This is a genomic window from Kribbella sp. HUAS MG21 (assembly GCF_040254265.1).
Taxonomy (GTDB): domain Bacteria; phylum Actinomycetota; class Actinomycetes; order Propionibacteriales; family Kribbellaceae; genus Kribbella.
Genome location: NZ_CP158165.1, coordinates 4,577,905 through 4,593,971 on the forward strand (window position 1 = coordinate 4,577,905; position 16,067 = coordinate 4,593,971).

The 16,067-nt window shown below is 69.8% G+C and carries 19 protein-coding genes; 14 read left to right on the forward strand and 5 right to left on the reverse strand.

Going from position 1 to position 16,067, the window contains the following annotated elements; all coding sequences use genetic code 11:
* Window positions 1–115 precede the first annotated feature (115 nt).
* Window positions 116–1,135, reverse strand: coding sequence for a LacI family DNA-binding transcriptional regulator (locus ABN611_RS22550; RefSeq protein WP_350274198.1), 1,020 nt, complete (start codon window positions 1,133–1,135; stop codon window positions 116–118).
* Window positions 1,136–1,219: 84 nt separating this feature from the next.
* Between ABN611_RS22550 and ABN611_RS22555 the strand changes: the two genes are divergently transcribed.
* Genes ABN611_RS22555 through ABN611_RS22565 form a run of 3 tightly spaced genes read left to right on the forward strand, consistent with a single transcriptional unit; the run spans window position 1,220 to window position 4,301 of the window.
* On the forward strand, window positions 1,220–2,515 hold the full coding sequence (locus tag ABN611_RS22555) for a sugar ABC transporter substrate-binding protein (protein ID WP_350274199.1): 1,296 nt from the start codon (window positions 1,220–1,222) through the stop codon (window positions 2,513–2,515).
* Entirely contained in the window at window positions 2,515–3,393 is an 879-nt protein-coding gene (locus ABN611_RS22560) for a sugar ABC transporter permease (RefSeq protein ID WP_350274200.1), read from the forward strand. Before ABN611_RS22555 ends, ABN611_RS22560 begins: the two co-directional genes overlap by 1 nt.
* On the forward strand, window positions 3,390–4,301 hold the full coding sequence (locus ABN611_RS22565; protein ID WP_350274201.1) for a carbohydrate ABC transporter permease: 912 nt from the start codon (window positions 3,390–3,392) through the stop codon (window positions 4,299–4,301). The genes ABN611_RS22560 and ABN611_RS22565 overlap by 4 nt, the downstream gene beginning before the upstream one ends.
* A 50-nt stretch (window positions 4,302–4,351) precedes the next feature.
* On the opposite strand, the gene ABN611_RS22570 is transcribed toward ABN611_RS22565, so the two are convergent.
* From ABN611_RS22570 to ABN611_RS22580, 3 genes are all read right to left on the reverse strand, one after another.
* Window positions 4,352–4,732 carry a hypothetical protein gene (locus ABN611_RS22570; RefSeq protein WP_350274202.1) on the reverse strand — a complete coding sequence of 127 codons (381 nt, stop codon included), beginning with the start codon at window positions 4,730–4,732 and terminating at the stop codon, window positions 4,352–4,354.
* A 117-nt stretch (window positions 4,733–4,849) separates the two neighbouring features.
* Window positions 4,850–5,710: a phosphotransferase gene (locus tag ABN611_RS22575; RefSeq protein WP_350274203.1), complete on the reverse strand. Its 861-nt coding sequence runs from the start codon at window positions 5,708–5,710 to the stop codon at window positions 4,850–4,852.
* Window positions 5,711–5,718: 8 nt separating this feature from the next.
* Entirely contained in the window at window positions 5,719–6,126 is a 408-nt protein-coding gene (locus ABN611_RS22580) for a DUF1844 domain-containing protein (protein WP_350274204.1), read from the reverse strand.
* Window positions 6,127–6,375: 249 nt separating this feature from the next.
* Here ABN611_RS22580 and infC point away from each other — a divergent pair, with 249 nt between their 5' ends.
* The 7 genes from infC to ABN611_RS22615 all read left to right on the forward strand — a co-directional run bounded on the left by infC (window position 6,376) and on the right by ABN611_RS22615 (window position 12,138).
* Window positions 6,376–7,101: a translation initiation factor IF-3 gene (gene infC / locus ABN611_RS22585; protein ID WP_350274205.1), complete on the forward strand. Its 726-nt coding sequence runs from the start codon at window positions 6,376–6,378 to the stop codon at window positions 7,099–7,101.
* A gap of 81 nt (window positions 7,102–7,182) precedes the next feature.
* On the forward strand, window positions 7,183–7,377 hold the full coding sequence (rpmI, locus tag ABN611_RS22590; protein WP_141853049.1) for a 50S ribosomal protein L35: 195 nt from the start codon (window positions 7,183–7,185) through the stop codon (window positions 7,375–7,377).
* Between the two features lie 97 nt (window positions 7,378–7,474).
* Complete coding sequence (gene rplT, locus ABN611_RS22595) at window positions 7,475–7,867, forward strand: 50S ribosomal protein L20 (protein ID WP_131367113.1); 393 nt, start codon at window positions 7,475–7,477, stop codon at window positions 7,865–7,867.
* A gap of 28 nt (window positions 7,868–7,895) precedes the next feature.
* Window positions 7,896–8,696, forward strand: coding sequence for an RNA methyltransferase (locus ABN611_RS22600; protein WP_350274206.1), 801 nt, complete (start codon window positions 7,896–7,898; stop codon window positions 8,694–8,696).
* Window positions 8,693–9,619, forward strand: a complete 927-nt coding sequence (locus ABN611_RS22605; RefSeq protein ID WP_350274207.1) for a CehA/McbA family metallohydrolase — start codon at window positions 8,693–8,695, stop codon at window positions 9,617–9,619. The genes ABN611_RS22600 and ABN611_RS22605 overlap by 4 nt, the downstream gene beginning before the upstream one ends.
* A 53-nt stretch (window positions 9,620–9,672) precedes the next feature.
* Entirely contained in the window at window positions 9,673–10,239 is a 567-nt protein-coding gene (locus ABN611_RS22610; protein ID WP_350274208.1) for a hypothetical protein, read from the forward strand.
* A 1,515-nt stretch (window positions 10,240–11,754) separates the two neighbouring features.
* Window positions 11,755–12,138: a hypothetical protein gene (locus ABN611_RS22615; protein WP_350274209.1), complete on the forward strand. Its 384-nt coding sequence runs from the start codon at window positions 11,755–11,757 to the stop codon at window positions 12,136–12,138.
* A gap of 3 nt (window positions 12,139–12,141) precedes the next feature.
* Here ABN611_RS22615 and ABN611_RS22620 read toward each other — a convergent pair whose 3' ends face one another.
* On the reverse strand, window positions 12,142–12,846 hold the full coding sequence (locus tag ABN611_RS22620) for a TetR/AcrR family transcriptional regulator (protein WP_350274210.1): 705 nt from the start codon (window positions 12,844–12,846) through the stop codon (window positions 12,142–12,144).
* 56 nt (window positions 12,847–12,902) lie between these two features.
* Here ABN611_RS22620 and ABN611_RS22625 point away from each other — a divergent pair, with 56 nt between their 5' ends.
* From ABN611_RS22625 to ABN611_RS22640, 4 genes are all read left to right on the forward strand, one after another.
* On the forward strand, window positions 12,903–14,432 hold the full coding sequence (locus ABN611_RS22625) for an MFS transporter (protein ID WP_350274211.1): 1,530 nt from the start codon (window positions 12,903–12,905) through the stop codon (window positions 14,430–14,432).
* A gap of 13 nt (window positions 14,433–14,445) precedes the next feature.
* Window positions 14,446–14,601 (forward strand): hypothetical protein, encoded by a 156-nt coding sequence (locus ABN611_RS22630; RefSeq protein ID WP_350274212.1) that lies wholly within the window; start codon window positions 14,446–14,448, stop codon window positions 14,599–14,601.
* Complete coding sequence (locus ABN611_RS22635; protein ID WP_350274213.1) at window positions 14,594–14,932, forward strand: hypothetical protein; 339 nt, start codon at window positions 14,594–14,596, stop codon at window positions 14,930–14,932. The genes ABN611_RS22630 and ABN611_RS22635 overlap by 8 nt, the downstream gene beginning before the upstream one ends.
* Window positions 14,933–15,051: 119 nt before the next feature.
* Window positions 15,052–16,014 carry a hypothetical protein gene (locus ABN611_RS22640; RefSeq protein WP_350274214.1) on the forward strand — a complete coding sequence of 321 codons (963 nt, stop codon included), beginning with the start codon at window positions 15,052–15,054 and terminating at the stop codon, window positions 16,012–16,014.
* The last annotated feature ends 53 nt before the right edge of the window (window positions 16,015–16,067 follow it).

Here is a 16,067-nt window from a genome sequence, read left to right on the forward strand (position 1 = left end):
CCTCATATTTTCAGTGGGCAACCCTCCAGTTCGGGGGATGCCCGCTGAACTGGAGGGTTGTCCCGAAGGCGCCGGGGTTGCCAAAGGTGGCTTAGCGGGCGGGGAGCGGGGCGGGTCAGCGGGGCGGGGGCGCGGTCGACTCGCGGACCGTGAGCACCGGGTCGGCGGTGCGGCGGTTGATCACCGTGGCCGGGTCGGCGATCGTGTCGAGCAGCACCTCGGCGGCCTGCCGTCCGAAGTCGTAGGTGTCCCGGGACAGCGCGGTCAGCGCCGGATGCATCAGCTGGGTGAGGATCGAGTCGTCGAAGGCCACGATCGACAGGTCGGCCGGCACCGCGACGCCCATCTCCATCGCGACCCCGAGGCCGGCCACCGCCATCACGTCGCTGTCGTAGACGATCGCGGTCGGGCGGTCCGGCTGGGACAGCAGCTTGCGGGTGATCGCGGCGCCCTCGGCGTCGCTGAAGTCCGTGGTCAGCGAGGGCGCGTCGAGCAGCCCGAGCCGGGGCGCGGCGTCGCGGACCGCGCGGATCCGGCGCTGGGTGTGCTGGAAGTTCGGCGTACCGGCGATGTGCGCGATCCGCCGGTGCCCGAGCGCGGCCAGGTACTCCACGATCGAGAGCATCGCGTCCCGGTCGTCGGCCCAGACCGAGGCGAGCGCGCCCTTGCCGCCGCGGCCGCCGATCACCACGGCCGGCAGCTCGAGCGCCTTCAGCTCGTCGATCCGCGGGTCCTTCACGGTCAGGTCGACCAGGATCACGCCGTCGACGCGGTGCTCCGACGACCACCGCCGGTACACCTCGATCTCCGCCGCGGTGTCCTCGACGATCAGCAGCTGCAGCGAGATCGACTCCGCGGACAGCCCCGACTGCACGCCGGACAGCAGGTGCGCGAAGAACGGCTCGACGCCGAGCGTCTTGGCCGGCCGGGCGATCACCATCCCGACCGAGTCCACCCGGGACGCGCCGAGCGCCCGCGCCGCACTGTGCGGCCGCCAGCTCATCTGCTCGGCGATCTTCAGGATCCGTTCCCGGGTCGCGTCGCTGACGCCGGGCCGCCCGTTCAGCGCGAACGACACCGCGCCCTTGGACACCCCGGCCCTGGTCGCGATGTCCGCGATCGTCGGTCTCGCCATCGTGATTCCTCCTGCCCTTGACAGCGGATTCTACGATGTGGATAGTTCGGGAGCTATACCGGTTTATCAATTCCAGGAGATCCCATGCGTAGACGCCGTCCGGCGGTGGTGGCCATGCTCGCCGCCGCCGCTCTCACCCTCGCCGGTTGCGGGCTCGGTTCGGAGGACTCCGGCGGCAGCGGCGGTGCCAAGCCCACCGTCGACGCGAACGCCCAGGTGACCGGTGAGGTCAGCTTCCAGACCTGGGCGCTGAAGCCCAAGTTCACGTCGTACGTCGAAGGCGTGATCAAGGCGTTCGAGGCCAAGTACCCGGGCACCAAGGTCACCTGGCTGGACCAGCCGGGCGACGGCTACGACAAGAAGGTGCTCAGCCAGGCCTCGGCCGGCCAGCTCCCCGACGTCACGAACCTGCCGCCGGACTTCGCGCTCAGCCTGGCCAAGCAGAACATGCTGCTGGATGTCGCCGCCGCGGACCCGAAGATCAAGGACGAGTACGTCGAGGGCGGCGTGCAGGCGTACCAGTACCAGGGCATGGACGGCACGTTCGGCTACCCGTGGTACCTGAACACCGACATCGACTACTGGAACGCGACCAAGTTCGCCGCGGCCGGCCTGGACGTGAAGAACCCGCCGAAGACGTTCGACGAGCTGCTCGCGGCCGCGAAGGTCATGCACGACAAGACCGGCGGCAAGGAATACCTGATGAGCCGGCTGCCGGGGATCGGCGACTTCACCAACGCCGGCGTCAAGATCCTGTCCGACGACGGCAAGAAGTTCGTCTTCAACACCCCCGAGGCCGCCGCGCTGCTGGACAAGTACCGGGACGCCTACAAGGCCGGGTACATGCCGCGCGACATCCTGACCAACGAGTACCTGGGCAACTCCAAGCTCTTCACCCAGAGCAAGGTCGCCTGGACCACCGGCGGCGGCAACGCGATCCAGGACTTCGTCAAGGACAACCCGTCGCTGAAGGGCAAGGTCGTGCCGTCGCCCGCGCTGGACACCCCGCCGCTGTACGTGCAGGGCCTGTCGGTGTCGGCGAAGACCAAGAACCAGGCGGCCGCGATCGCGCTGGCCCGGTTCGTCACGAACGCCGAGAACCAGGCCGCGTTCGCGAAGATCGTGAACATCTTCCCGTCCACCAAGGCCTCCGCCTCGGACCCGTACTTCTCGAAGTCCGACGGTACGCCGGAGAGTGACGCCAAGGTGCTCGCGTTCGAGTCGCTGGCCAAGGCCAAGGTGCTGCAGCCGCCGGTGATCAGTGGAGCGACCAACGACTTCATCGGTCAGCAGATCTCGCTGGCGATCGCCGGCAAGATCTCCTCGCAGGCAGCCCTCGACGCCGCGGTCGCCAAGGCCAACCAGCTACTCACCCAGTGATGCGTCATCAGCGCTGGTTCACCCCGTGGGTGCTGGTGATCCCGGCACTCACGTGGTTGCTGGTCTTCAACCTCTGGCCGTCGATCAACACGGTCATCCTGTCGTTCACCAACGCCAAGCCGCTGGGCGGCGGGACGTTCGTCGGGCTGAAGAACTTCGAGACCCTGCTGCACGACGAGCAGCTGCGGTGGGCGCTGCTGAACAGCGTCATCTACATGGTGGTCTGCCTGCCGTTCCTGACCGTCCTGCCGCTGCTGCTCGCCGTGCTGGTGGAGAAGAAGCTGCCCGGGATCACGTTCTTCCGGACCGCTTTCTACACCCCGGTGGTGGCGTCGGCGGTCGTGGTGGCGCTGATCTGGCAATGGATCCTGGACGACCGCGGCCTGGTGAACGGGCTCGCGGAGAAGCTCGGCGTCATCTCCGGGCCGCTGCCGTTCCTGTCCGACCAGTGGTTGTTGCTGCTGAGCGCGATCAGCCTGACGATCTGGAAGGGGCTCGGGTACTACATGATCATCTACCTGGCCGCTCTCGGGAACGTCGGGCGTGAGCTGCACCAGGCGGCCGCTGTCGACGGCGCCGGGCCGCTGCGGCGGTTCGTGCACGTCACGATCCCCGGGGTCCGCGGGACGATGATCCTGATCTCGATCCTGATTTCGGTGTCGGCGCTGCGGGTGTTCTCGGAGCTGTTCATCCTGAGCGGCGGCAAGGGCGGTCCGGGCGGCCGTGACAACTCGGTGGTGATGCTGATCCAGCAGTACAGCCAGGGCTTCGAGGGCAACCTCGGGTACGCGTCGGCGCTGTCGATCGTGCTGTTCTTCGTCACCGTTGTACCGATGCTGATCCTGGCCCGGCTCAACCGGCGAGGAGCCGAAGCATGAGTGTGGTAACCGATCCGGTGCGTCCCGTCGAGGCGCCTGCACGCAGTACGCCGCCGCGGCGGAAGGGGTCGTTCGGGTTCAACTCGATCTCGCCGCGCGAGCGGGTGGCGCGGTACGTGCTGCTGGTGTTCGTGCTGCTGATCACGATCGGGCCGTTCCTGTGGCAGCTGTCGACGTCGCTGAAGGGGTCCGGGGAGGACATCTACACCCGGATCCCGCGGCTGTTGCCGGCGCAGCCGACGTTCGATCACTACAAGGCGGTCACCGAGACCATCCCGGTCTGGGACTACGCGCGGAACTCGCTCGTCGTCGCCGTCCTGGTGGTCGGCGGCAACGTGATCGGCGCGTCGCTGGCCGGGTTCGCGATCTCGCGGCTGCAGTTCCGCGGGCGGAAGCTGGTCCTCGGGCTGTTCCTGGCGACGCTGGTGCTGCCGGGTGAGGTCACGATCATCTCGCAGTACGTGACGGTCCGGGAGTTCGGGCTGGCGAACACGCTGTTCGGTGTCGCGCTGCCCGGCATGATCGGGGCGCTGAACGTGCTGCTGATGTACAACGCGTTCCGTTCCTTGCCCGTCGAGGTGGACCAGGCGGCGGTCGTGGACGGCGCGAACGCCTGGCAGCGGTTCCTGTACATCGGCCTGCCGTCGGTGCGCGGGACGATCAGCGTGATCGCGATCTTCGCGTTCATCGGCGCCTGGGACGACTTCCTCTGGCCGCTGATCGTGCTGACCGATCCGGACAAGTACACGCTGACCGTCGGGTTGCAGTACCTGTCCGGCACGTTCAGCAACAACCCGCGGCTGATCGCGGCGGGCACGATGATCGCGTTCATCCCGATCGTGATCGTCTTCGCCACCCTCCAGCGCTTCTTCTTCAAGGGCGTCGAGGAAGGCGCGGTCAAGGGCTGAGCGCACGGGCTCCGGCCTCCTCGCGGGGCCGGAGCCGGTGCGCCACCGGACTAGCGGACGAGCACGATCGAGTTGATCGGCGTGAAGTCGTACGGCGCGTACGCGCCGACGTAGCGCAGCACCGGGTAGCAGTTCGTGCCGTTGTAGCCCTTGCAGATCTGGAAGCCCGCGCCGCCGGTCTGGTTGTTGATCAGCACCTTGGTGCCGGTCACGTTCGACAGGTTGTGCGCGCCGTAGCTGTACCAGATGTTCTTGCTCAGGATGCTGCCGTTCGGCTCCCGCAGACAGACGGCGCCGGACGGGCAGGACGCGGTGGTGCCCATGGTCGCCGTCGCTTCCGTGGCGGCGGCGTTGGCGTTCGGTGCCAGCGCCACGCCCGTACCGATCAGGGCGGCGGCGAATCCGGCGGCGGTCATCGCGATCTTTCGCATGATTTCCCCTTATTTCCAAGGGCCCCCCGAGTGAAGACCCACCACCGACGCTAGACGGCGGACCGGGCCGCCGGGACCCTTCCCGGACCCGTTTCGGCCTGACCCGAAACGGGTTGCTCAGCGCAACCGGGGCTCGGCGAAGTCGAGCCAGCGGGTGGTGTCGGCGGGGGTGTGGTGGCGGATCGACCAATCGACCTGGCGCAGTGCCATGTGGGCCCAGTAGCGGCGCAGTACGGCGGGGGACAGGGTGGTCTCGAGCAACTCGTCGAACCAGGTGAGGTCGTCGCCGGGGAGCCGGACGTGGGCGTCGAAGCGCAGCGTGACCAGCGCGAAGTGCCGGTCGCCGCTGCCGATGCCGTCCCAGTCGACGATGCCGGTGATCCGGCCGGCGTCGGTCAGCACGTTGCCGGAGTGGTAGTCGAGGTGCACGAGGTCGTCGCCGGTCATGCCGTCCGTGTCGTCCCGCCCGATCTCGTGGATCCGGTCGAGGAGCCGCCGGGTGCGGTCGTCGTACCGCTCGAGGGACTCGTGCAGGCAGAAGCCGGGACCGCTCTCCAGCAGATACATCGACGGCGTGGGCAGACCCGCGCCCAGGCCGGTGAACTGCTCGGTCAACGCGATCATCGACTCCAGCAGCTGCCGGTCGACCGTGGCCGGCGGGCTGCCCGGCAGCCGTTCCTGGACCACGCCGACGCAGTCCGGGAGCTCGGCCAGCAGCTGGTACTGCGGGACCGGCAACCCGTGCGCCCGCGCCGCGTCCAGGGCAGCCGCCGTACGCCGCAACTCGTCGAGCGAACCGTGGCCGCGGGTGAGGACACCGTCGCGATCGTCGGGCCACCGGACGAACGCCGCACCGACCTCGCCGCCGGCGGCCGGACCGACGTACTCCAGGCCGGCGCCCGTCGCCCGGTTCACCTCGTGCACGAGATGCCGTGCGTCGAGCTTCGGAACGGCGGCGGGCAGACCCTCGGCAGTCACGCAGCCGCCTACCTGGCGGCTGGGTAGACCGCGCCGGTGTACTTCTCGCCGGGGCCCTGGCCGGGCTCGTCCTGGATCGTGCTGGCCTCGCGGAAGGCGAGTTGCAGCGAGCGCAGGCCGTCGCGCAGCGGCGCGGCGTGGTGGTGGCCGAGGGCCGGGCCCGCCGCGTCGAGCAGGCCGGCGAGGGAGTCGATCAGCGAGCGGGCCTCGTCGAGGTCCTTGTGCTCGGGGAGGTCGGCGGCCAGGCCGAGGTTGACGGCGGCGGCGCTCATCAGGTGCAGTGCGGCGGTGGAGATGATCTCCACGGCGGGGACCTCGGCGATGTCGCGGGAAGCGGTGGCGAGGGGATCCGGCTGCTGCGCGGCCGGCGGAGCGGCTGGCGGAGCGGCTGGCGGAGTGGCATCTGCGTCGGTCATGCTGCTACTCTTGCATGGCGACCGACCTGGTCAGACGGTGACCCCTGAGTGGAATACTCGAGAGTCCCCGGCGGTTCAGGTCAAAGCGGAGGGCCACCTCCCACCCAGTCGATGAACAGTCGGCGGGTCCCGGTCAAGGTACGGCGTACCACCCGTCAGGGTTGCATCGTCGTACAGCTGGGAATTGGGCCTTCGTGTGATCGCACGAGGGCCTTCGTGTTTCCCAGGGGGTCCGGGTGTGATCACGAGGTGGCTACCCAGTACGAGTTCAACCCAGGAGGACCCATCACCACTGATTTGCGCGTCAACGAGCGCATCCGCGTTCCCGAGGTGCGGCTGGTCGGACCGAACGGTGAGCAGGTAGGCATCGTCCGGATCGAGGACGCACTGCGGCTGGCCCAGGAGGCCGACCTCGACCTGGTCGAGGTCGCGGCGACCGCACGGCCTCCGGTCTGCAAGTTGATGGATTTCGGCAAGTACAAGTACGAGACCGCGCAGAAGGCGCGCGAGTCCCGCCGGAACCAGACCAACACCATCATCAAAGAGATGAAGCTGCGGCCGAAGATCGATCCGCACGACTACGAGACCAAGAAGGGTCACGTGGTGCGGTTCCTGAAGGCCGGGGACAAGGTCAAGATCACCATCATGTTCCGTGGTCGTGAGCAGTCCCGCCCGGAGCTCGGCTTCCGGCTGCTGCAGCGGCTCGCCGAGGACGTCAGCGAGCTCGGCTTCGTCGAGTCGTCGCCGCGCCAGGACGGCCGGAACATGATCATGGTGCTCGGACCGCACAAGAAGAAGTCCGAGGCGCGCGTGGACGTGGAAGCCGAGAAGGCGAAGCGGAAGGCCGAACGGGAGGCCGACGAGCAGGCGGAGCGCGCGGAGCGTGCCGAGCAGGCCCAGGCCCACGAGGCCCAGCGCGCCGCCGGCGTGACCAAGAAGCCGAAGGGTCCGGCCGACAACCTCGACCCGGAGTGACGTCCAGCTCCGGCCGCCGCGGCAGCCGGAGCCCGGCACACCGATGATCGAGTCAACGAAGAAAACCAGGAGTACACAGCCATGCCGAAGATGAAGACCCACTCGGGGATGAAGAAGCGGGTCCGGGTCACGGGGTCGGGCAAGATCCGTCGTGAGCAGACCGGTATTCGTCACCTCGCCGAGGCGAAGTCGTCGAAGCGCAAGCGCCGCCTGTCGGGCACCGTCGAGGTCGCCCCGGCGTACGTGAAGAAGGCCAAGAAGCTGCTCGGCATCTGAGCTAGCTGTCGGCCCCCCAACCCGCCCTCCCCCCGAACATCCCCCGCCGAGTGGGCTCCGTCCGGCTCCGGCGCAGAAATACAAGGAGTAACACCTCATGGCACGCGTGAAGCGGGCAGTCAACGCCCACAAGAAGCGCCGGGTCGTACTCGAGCAGGCCAGCGGCTACCGCGGCCAGCGCTCGCGGCTGTACCGCAAGGCCAAGGAGCAGGTCACCCACTCGCTGGTCTACGCCTACCGGGACCGCAAGGCGCGCAAGGGCGACTTCCGCAAGCTGTGGATCCAGCGCATCAACGCCGCGGTCCGCGCCGAGGACCTGACCTACAACCGCTTCATCCAGGGCCTGCGCCTGGCCGAGGTCGAGGTCGACCGGAAGATCCTCGCCGACCTGGCCGTGAACGACCCGGCCGCGTTCTCCGCGCTCGTGCAGGTGGCCAAGGCCGCGCTGCCGGCGGACGTGAACGCGCCGAAGAGCGACGCCGCGGCCTGAGCCGCAGTTCTCTGAAGTAAGCACTCGAGTGGCGAGTCCCGGTCTGCTGACCGCGCAATCCGCGCGGATCAAGCAGGCACGGCGGCTCGCCACTCGTGCGTTCCGGCGCAAGGCCGGCCGCTTCCTGGTCGAGGGCCCGCAGGCCGTCCGGGAGGCCCTCGAACATCGCGAGCTCGTCGTCGAGGTGTACGCCGAACCCGCTGTCGCGACCCGGCACCGCGACCTGCACGACCTCGCCGTGGCCTCCGGCGTCCCGTGGCTCGAGGTCGACCGCGCCGCCGTCGAGGCGCTGAGCGAGACCGTCACCTCCCAGGGCGTCGTCGCCGTCTGCTCGCTGGTCACCGTGCCGCTCGGGAGCACCGGGACGTTGATCGCGGCCGGCGTCCAGGTCCGCGACCCCGGCAACGTCGGCACCTTGATCCGTACGGCGGACGCGGCCGGCGCCGATGCCGTCGTACTGTCGTCGGAGTCCGTCGACCCGCACAACCCGAAGGCGGTCCGGGCCAGCGTCGGCAGCATCTTCCACGTCCCGATCAGCACGGACGTCGACATCGTCACCGCCGTACAGACCTGGCGAGAGCAGGGCCTGCAGGTGCTGGCGGCCGACGGGTACGGCGCGACGGACCTGGACACGTGCATCGACGACGGGACGCTCGCGAAGCCGACGGTCTGGCTGTTCGGGAACGAGGCGCACGGTCTGCCGGACGGCATCAACGCGGTCGTGGACCACTCGGTCAAGGTGCCGATCTACGGGCGGGCCGAGTCGCTCAATCTCGCGACCGCTGCCGCGATCTGCCTGTACGCGTCGGCGCGGGAGCAGCGCCGGTGACGGGGCTGCCGTTCGACTTGCCTGGCCGGTTCTGGCGGGGGAATCTGCATACGCACTCGGATCGCTCGGACGGCGCGCTGTCGCCGGCTGACACCGCGGCGGTGTACCGCGAGGCGGGGTACGACTTCGTGGCGATCACCGACCACTTCCGGCCGGAGTACGGGTTCCCGATGACCGACAGCCGCGAGCTGCGGTCGGACGGGTTCACCACGCTGATCGGCGCCGAGCTGCACGCCCCGCGGACCGAGGCCGGACAGGAGTGGCACATCATCGCGGCCGGGCTGCCGCTGGACTTCGCGCCGCCCACCGCGACGGAGACCGGACCCGAGCTCGCGCGCCGGGCGCGGGCGGCCGGGGCCTTCATCGGGATGGCGCATCCGGCCGCGTCGCTACTGACGGCGATCGATGCGGAGAGCCTGGATGCGGCGCACTCGGTCGAGGTCTACAACGCGCTCGCCGACCGGGAGAACCGCGGCGACAGCTGGCATCTCACCGACGTCCTGCTGAACCGCGGCCACCGCTTCACGACGTACGCCGCCGACGACGCCCACCTGCAACCCCAGGACCCGCCGCCGTGCCAGGCCTGGGTCCACGTCCGCGCCGAAACCCTCGAGCCGGACGCCCTGCTGGCCGCGCTCAAGGCCGGCCACTTCTACTCCAGCACCGGCCCCGAGCTGTACGACGTACGCGTCGAGGCGGACGTGGTCGTCGTCCGCTGCTCCCCGGCCACGAAGATCCTGCTCAGCGGCGGCCACCCCGGCGCAGAAGTTGCCCAGGGCACCGACCTCACCGAGTGCTCGCTGCCGCTGGAGCTGTTCCGCGGCCTGCACTGCCGGATCACCATCGAGGATGCGACCGGCGGCCGTGCCTGGACCAACCCGATCCACCTCCCGCCCGGCCCTGTGGATAACTCCGGCCGCTGAAGGCGCCGCTGTGCAAGGCTTTCGTCACGTACCGCTGACGAAAGGACCCCGACATGCTCTGGCCCGCGCTGCGTGCCCTCTCCTCCGGCGACCTTTCCGAGGACCAGGTGGCCTGGCTCCGGCAGACCTTCGCCCTCACCGAAGGCCCACGCACCGAGGGCCCGGCGGCCGACATCAGCCTCGCCCACCGCAAACTCACCGACGGCGAGGTGGAGCTGGTCCTCGACCTGTCCCGCCTGAACACCGACGGCTGGGTCTTCACCCTCTTCCAGACCACAGCCGACAGACCGACCCCGGCCTTCCTCGAATCCCAACGAGCCGCCTTCCGCGCAGCCATCGACCACCTCAACCTCCACCTGATCGAAATAGAACCCCCCGCCAAGGCCGACGAAGTACTGGTCAGCTCGCCCGATCCGGCCTGGGAGGCGGCGGCCGCTTTCGACAGGTACTGGAATCTTCCGGATGACCTGGACCTGGTGTGGCGGCACCTGGGTCTCGTCCGGGACGCGCCGCGCGAGGTCAAGGAGGTCAAGCTCCGGGAACTGATGCGCGACCCGGTCTGGCACGAGGCGCCGGCGAACGTGCGCAGGCAGGCGCAGGAGTTCCTCGATGGACACTGACGCCGTACCGCCCGACGAGCGCCGGAGGTACCGGCGTCTCGGTGCTGCGCTGCTGACCGACGACGGCCGCGTCACCGACGCCCGACGTGCGGAGGCGATCGCGGTCGAGGCGCTGGCCGGACGAATGCGCTCGTCCACACCCGAGCTGGTGCTCGCCGCGATGGGCCTCGTCGTCAGCAGCGAGATGGTCGACCGCCTCGGCGACAGCCGGTACGTGTTGCTCCCCGACGACGCGCGGTACCCGGCGGCGGGTGCCCAGGTGCTGCACACCGATGAGCTCCGCTCGGCCGCGTACCGCTCGCACGCACACCGGGCTGTCTGCATGGACACCGCGGAGGCCGAGCGCCTGGTGCGCCTGATCGCGACCGGCGAGCTGATGGGTGCGTGGACGTACGGCTCCAGCAACAACGCCCGGGTCTTCGCGCTGCAGGCCGTCACCCGCGACGAGTTCGGGCTGCGGCACGTGGTCGACGCCCAGCTGGACCGGGAGACGCGGCGATCCGTGGAGCTCGAGCTCAGGTACAACCGGAGCGCGCTGGCCGATTTCCTGCGGACGCAGTACACGATGACCCAGGAGGTCCTGCGGGCTCGCGGGATCACCGGCCTGATCTCGTACCGGGCACACATCTGGTCCCGCGACGGGAAGCGGCCGGCCTGGGCCGCCGAGGACAGCGCCGGGCAGGTCGTCGAGGTTCCGCAGCGGCCGCTGGCGAGTTGGTCGCCCGACCGGCAGGTCATCGCCGACTGGCTGGCGGCGCGGCAGGAGCCGGGCGTGATTCTCGCCGCTCGGCACCCGGCGGAGGACGTCGTCGCACTGCCGACGACCGGGATGGGATCCGTCGGCGAGAAGCGGTGGGTGCTGCTGCCGGGCAACCGCCGGGCTGTGGTCGATGTGGTGGTGGCCGATCCGCGCCTCGAGCATGCGTCGGGGATCGACCGGTCGGCAGGCAGCCGGGGCCCGACTCGGAAGGTCCCGGAGGTGGTGGTTGGGGGTGGGTGGGATCCGCGGACGGTGGCCGCGCGGGTGCGGGCGGCGGATGCGTTGGATGTGCGGATCGGGCGGATTCTGGACGGGCGGGAGGAGGCGCCGGCTTGGTGGTTGCGGGACGACTCCGGGTATGCGGTGGCCGGGCGCGATCTGGAGTTTCTGCGGATCGACGAGCAGCACGTGCGGTGGATGCTCACCGGGCAGTCGCCGATGGGGCTGACCCCGAAGCTGTACCACCAGTTCGCGGGCGAGCTGCTGCACGCTTTGCAGCAGGACCGGGTCGGCGCGACCCAGGTCGACGTACGGCTCAAGGGAACGGCTGCCGAGTTCTTCTCCGGGGTGCGGAAGACGCTGCCGACCGAAGCCGAGCTCGCGGACCGGCCGGAGGCACTCGGCCGGATGCGGGAGTGGTTCGGCGACGACCAGCGGCGGCCGCTGCGCCGTCCGTACGACGCCATGTACCGCCTCGGCCTCGAGCCGGAGCCGAGCGACTACGACCTCGAATCAACAGCACGGCTGCGATCCGGGTGGCCCGCACGTACTGGCGCGAGCACCACCGCGACCGCTACCCGGGCGACTTCATGGGCGGCCACGGCTACCTGGACAAACAGGCCGTCCGCGGCGCGTTGCCGCACCTCGCCGACTGGGCCACCCGCTGGGAGGACAAGCTCAGTCGCCCGCTGTCTCTGGGCGTCTTCGAATCCACAGGCCCTTTCAACGAAGCAGCCCTCGGCCGCAACCTCTCGGCCCACTTCAAACCCACCGACTGGCTCATCCACCACACTCGGACATCCGCGGGCCCGCAGCTCCCGCCTTCCGACGGCCTCGCTCCCACACCGACCGCTGCCAGGTCTCAGCACCCGCGGCGGGTGCGCGGGCTCCGAGCGGATCGTGTGGGCGGCCGGGTGTGAGCGCTACTTCTTGACGCGGGCTTCGAGGCCGTCGAGGAGGGCGTCGAGGCCGAAGACGAAGTTCTCGGTGAGGCTGGTGTCGAGGCCGGCCGCGGTGCGGCGGCGGACCGATTCCTGCATCTCGGGGTACTCGGCGGCGGCCGCCTGGGCCTCTGCCAGCCGCTCGCTGATCCAGCTCTCCTCGGAGCGGCCGGACTTGCGGAGCATCTCCCGGGTCGCGACCTCGGCGCTCACGGTGCCGAGCACGTACGACATCACGTTGCCCATCGCGAGGTCGACGTCGCGGTCGGAGAACCCGGCCGCACCGAACAGCGCCAGCCCTCGCTCGCCGAGCGCCATCGCGTTCGGCCCGATGGTCGGACGCACGTACATCACCTCCGGCAGCCACGGATGCCGCAGGACGGCGGACCGCAGGCTGTGGCCGAACAGCAGCGCGCCGTTCCGCCACCCGGCGAGCTCCGGATCGGGGACGTCGATCTCGGACCAGACCTCGTCGATCAGCAGGTCGACGAGGTCGTCCTTGGTCGGGACGTGCCAGTAGAGGCTGGTCGCGCCGGCGTCGAGCTTCGCCGCGAGCTTGCGCATGCTCAGCCCGGTCACGCCGTCGGCGTCCAGGATCTCCATCGCGGCCGCCACGATCTGCGCGCGGCTCAGCGTCTCCTTCGCGGGCGCGGCCTTGCGGTCCCGGGTCCAGATCGAGTCGGTCATGCCGTCCATCCTACAAAGGACTCGCACACTGTACGAGAGTGTCGTACAGTGTTCGAGTGACTAGTACACCGTTCGAGTCCACCGCGACCGGGCATCCCCGGCGCTGGTGGATCCTGTTGATCCTGTGCTTGAGCCTGATGGTGCTGGTGGTCGACAACACCGTCCTCAACCTGGCGATCCCGGCCCTGATGCGGGACCTCGGCGCGACCCCCGCCGACATCCAGTGGGTCATCGACGCGTACATCCTGGCGTTCGCCGGGCTGCTGCTGACCGCCGGAAGCCTCTCCGACCGGTACGGGCGGCGGAAGATGCTGCTGATCGGACTCGTGGTCTTCGGCGCGGCGTCGTTGCTGGCCACGCTGGCCGAGACGCCTTGGCAGCTGATCGCCTGCCGTGGGCTGATGGGGGTCGGCGGCTCGCTGCTGATGCCGAGCACGCTGTCGATCCTGTTCACGGTGTTCGCGCCGGAGGAGCACCGCAAGGCGATGGCGGGCTGGTCGATGGTCGCGATGGTCGGCGTGGTGGCCGGTCCGACCGTCGGCGGCGTGCTGCTGAACCACTTCTGGTGGGGCTCGATCTTCTGGCTGAACGTGCCGATCGCGATCCTGGCGATCATCGGCGCGCTGGCGCTGATCCCGGAGTCGAAGGGCCCGGCCCGCGACGTCGACCCGGCCGGTGCCGTCCTGACGATCGTCGGGATGGCGTCCGTGGTGTGGGCGATCGTCTCGATCCCGGCGCACGGCTGGAGCTCCGGCCGGGTGCTCGGCGGGCTGGCGGTCGGGGTGGCCGCGCTGATCGGGTTCGCGCTGTGGGAGAAGCGGAGCGCGCACCCGATGGTGCCGCTGGAGCTGTTCAAGGACCGGCGGTTCAGCGGGACGAGCTTCTCGATCGTGCTGCTGTCGTTCACCGCGGGCGGTCTGATGCTGGCGTTGACGCAGTACCTGCAGTTCGCGCTCGGGTACACGCCGTTGAAGGCCGGTCTCGCGCTGCTCCCGTATGCCGTCGCCGCGGCGATGTTCAACGGGCTCGGAGCGACGCTCGGCAAGAAGGTCTCCGACCGGACGCTGATCGCGCTCGGCCTGGGGATCATCGCGGCCGGCTTCGGGATCCTGACCCAGGTGTCCGACTCGACCGGGTACGGCCTGCTGATCGCCGGCCTGCTCGTCATGGGGATCGGTGGCGGCCTGGCGGGTCCGGCGGCGTACACGCTGCTGATGCAGGCCGTTCCGCCGGACCACCGCGGCGTCGGCTCGGCGATGAACGACACGGTCCAGCAGACCGGGGCCGCGTTGTCGGTCGCGGTACTGGGCAGTGTGCTCGCGGCGGCGTACTCGTCGGCGCTCCCGGACTCCGTCCCGGAGGCGGCGCGGAAGTCGATCGCGGACACGCTCGCCCTCGGTCCGGACTTCCTGGCCGCGGCCAAGCATGCGTTCGTCGACGCGATGTCGATCGCGATGACTGTCGGCGCGGTCGGCGCGGTGGCCGGCGCGGTGGTCGCGCTGGTGGTGCTGCCGAGGGGCGCCGGGAAGGAGCAGGACGCCGTACCGCAGGACGCGGTACCGGCGGTGGACGACCCGGTCCGCTGACAACATTGCCCGCATGACGCGACGTTGGCTGATCGACCTGCCGACCCGGATCCGGCTCCGGACCGCCGAACAGGAGATCGGCCACCGTTCGCCGTGGTGGTTTCTCGGGCTGACTCTTGCCTGGGCGGTGAACACGCTGCGCCGGAGCAGGCTGGAGAGCCGTGCCTGAGTACCAGTGGCTGGCCAACCTGGTCCTGATGTGCCTGTTCCTCCTGACGCCGGCCGCGCTCAGCACCATGCTGGCCGGCCGCTGGCGCGGGAACCGGGTGGTACTGCGGTGGGCGCGGGTGCTCGCGGTGCTCACGATCGTGCTGGCCGTCGCGTACGACGTCGCCGGTGCGGTGTTCCTGCTGCTCTCCGAGCCTCGTAACGGCTCGTGGCGGCCGCCGCCCGGCGCCGCGGACGACCCGTACTTCTACCTCCCGATCGGCGTCGGCGCCTTCTTCGCCGGCCTCGGCATCCTGGTCGGAGTGGTCCGCGCGCGCCACCGCCTCGGCTGATCGCCCGGCTTGGGGAGGATCTTCATCCCGGATCGGGAAGAAATCCTCCCCACATCCGCTGTCCACAGGGAGGAGAGGTGGGCGGGGTGGGGGTGGTGGGACGCGTGCATGTTCTTGGCGTGGAAGAGAGTATTGCGAGCCACGCGTTCGCGGACGTGCGCGCGCGGCAGGCGGGCGCGTTCACCCGGGCCCAGGCGCTGGCCCACGGAATCACCGACAAGGTGTTGCTCGGGCGTCGCCGGGCCCGGCAGGTGCAGCGGGTTCATACAGGTGTGTACGTCGACTTCACCGGACCACTGCCCTGGGAGACCAGGGTGTGGGCGGCGTGGCTGGCGTGCGGCCCCGGGGCAGCGTTGACGGGTCCGACCGCGCTCCGCCGGTACGGCGTGACCGGGAGCCGGTGGGACGAGCGGATTCAGGTCGCAGTACCGCATGCGCGCCGCATTGACCCGGGACCCGGGATCGTCGTCACTCGCCACCGGCATCTGTCCGCGCTCGTGCAGCCGTGTCGCGAACCGCCGACGGTGCGATTGGAGGTCGCGCTGCTCCTCACCGCGGCGGCGGAAGCGGATGTTTCGCGCCGGGCCGCCGTACTGTTCGATGCGTGCCGGCAACGCCTGACGACGCCCGCTCGGTTGCTGGCAGAGCTGGAGTCGCTGCCTGAGTTGCGGGGCCGCGGGGTCATCCGGCGGATCCTGGCCGAGGCGGCCGAAGGCGTGCAGTCGTTCCTCGAGCAGGCGTACCTTCGACGCGTCGAACGCGCGCACGGGCTGCCGCGGGCGCGACGACAGGTTCGCGCCGCCGACGACGGTGCCGTCGTCTACCGGGACTCCGAGTACTCGCCGTACGACGTGCTCGTCGAACTGGACGGTCAGGTGGGACATGCAGACCCGGCCAGTCGCTGGCGTGACATGAATCGGGACAACGCGGCCGCGACGTCCGGCAAGCTGACGCTGCGCTTCGGGTATCAGTTGGTCAGCGAACCGTGCGCCGCGGCGGCACAAGTGGTCGCCGCCCTACGCTTCCGCGGCTGGACCGGATCTCCCCGCCCCTGCGCACCCACCTGCCCGCTCACCACCTAGCCGGTTGGGGAGGATCTCTTCCCGATCCGGGGGCAAAATCCTCCCCAACCGGG

Bases quoted from the DNA above. Each gene is read 5' to 3' on its own strand.
- ABN611_RS22620 (WP_350274210.1), bottom strand. From the start codon at position 12,846: ATGACCGACTCGATCTGGACCCGGGACCGCAAGGCCGCGCCCGCGAAG.
- rpmI (WP_141853049.1), top strand. From the start codon at position 7,183: ATGCCGAAGATGAAGACCCACTCGGGGATGAAGAAGCGGGTCCGGGTC.
- ABN611_RS22565 (WP_350274201.1), top strand. From the start codon at position 3,390: ATGAGTGTGGTAACCGATCCGGTGCGTCCCGTCGAGGCGCCTGCACGC.
- ABN611_RS22580 (WP_350274204.1), bottom strand. From the start codon at position 6,126: ATGACCGACGCAGATGCCACTCCGCCAGCCGCTCCGCCAGCCGCTCCG.
- ABN611_RS22560 (WP_350274200.1), top strand. From the start codon at position 2,515: ATGCGTCATCAGCGCTGGTTCACCCCGTGGGTGCTGGTGATCCCGGCA.
- ABN611_RS22555 (WP_350274199.1), top strand. From the start codon at position 1,220: ATGCGTAGACGCCGTCCGGCGGTGGTGGCCATGCTCGCCGCCGCCGCT.
- ABN611_RS22550 (WP_350274198.1), bottom strand. From the start codon at position 1,135: ATGGCGAGACCGACGATCGCGGACATCGCGACCAGGGCCGGGGTGTCC.
- ABN611_RS22570 (WP_350274202.1), bottom strand. From the start codon at position 4,732: ATGCGAAAGATCGCGATGACCGCCGCCGGATTCGCCGCCGCCCTGATC.
- rplT (WP_131367113.1), top strand. From the start codon at position 7,475: ATGGCACGCGTGAAGCGGGCAGTCAACGCCCACAAGAAGCGCCGGGTC.
- ABN611_RS22630 (WP_350274212.1), top strand. From the start codon at position 14,446: ATGACGCGACGTTGGCTGATCGACCTGCCGACCCGGATCCGGCTCCGG.
- ABN611_RS22610 (WP_350274208.1), top strand. From the start codon at position 9,673: ATGCTCTGGCCCGCGCTGCGTGCCCTCTCCTCCGGCGACCTTTCCGAG.